General features: G+C 46.0%; 1 protein-coding gene. It reads right to left on the bottom strand.

All coding sequences use genetic code 11. The features are described from left to right. Positions 1 to 428: hypothetical protein (locus J1781_RS00220; RefSeq protein WP_217232999.1), on the bottom strand; the 428-nt coding region annotated here is incomplete at both ends.

Below are 428 nucleotides of genomic sequence, written 5' to 3'. Positions count from 1 at the left end.
CATCACGCACTTGGGCAGTTACGTTGATTGTATCACCATTATTGGTAGTTAGCGTATTAACATCTGTAACCAAATTGACTTTAGCAATGTCATTCACTGTCGGTTGTGAGGGAGTTTTGGTGAGAGGTACATTGAGTGTTTGTGTTACATTACCGTTAGATGCGGCTTTTACCATATAGCCACTTGCAATCAATTTTTCCGCTTTGGCTGGGTCTATCACGCGTAAGCGGATATAAGCCGTACCCTTAGGAATAATTACCGCTCGCTCGCCAATCATCGGCTCTACAGGCGCAGCGACTTCACTGGTCAATACTGTAGAAGGCGATAAGCTCACAATGCCAGTGGTTGTCGGGTCTGGTAGGTTGAAAGTAACAGGCGCATTGGTAACAGCACCGTTTTGGGCATCGACTGTGTGAGCCATCACAATA

This window comes from Rahnella perminowiae, from assembly GCF_019049695.1.
GTDB lineage: Bacteria > Pseudomonadota > Gammaproteobacteria > Enterobacterales > Enterobacteriaceae > Rahnella > Rahnella perminowiae.
Note: the sequence above shows the minus strand (reverse complement) of the source record. Positions and strands in the feature narration are given on the sequence as shown.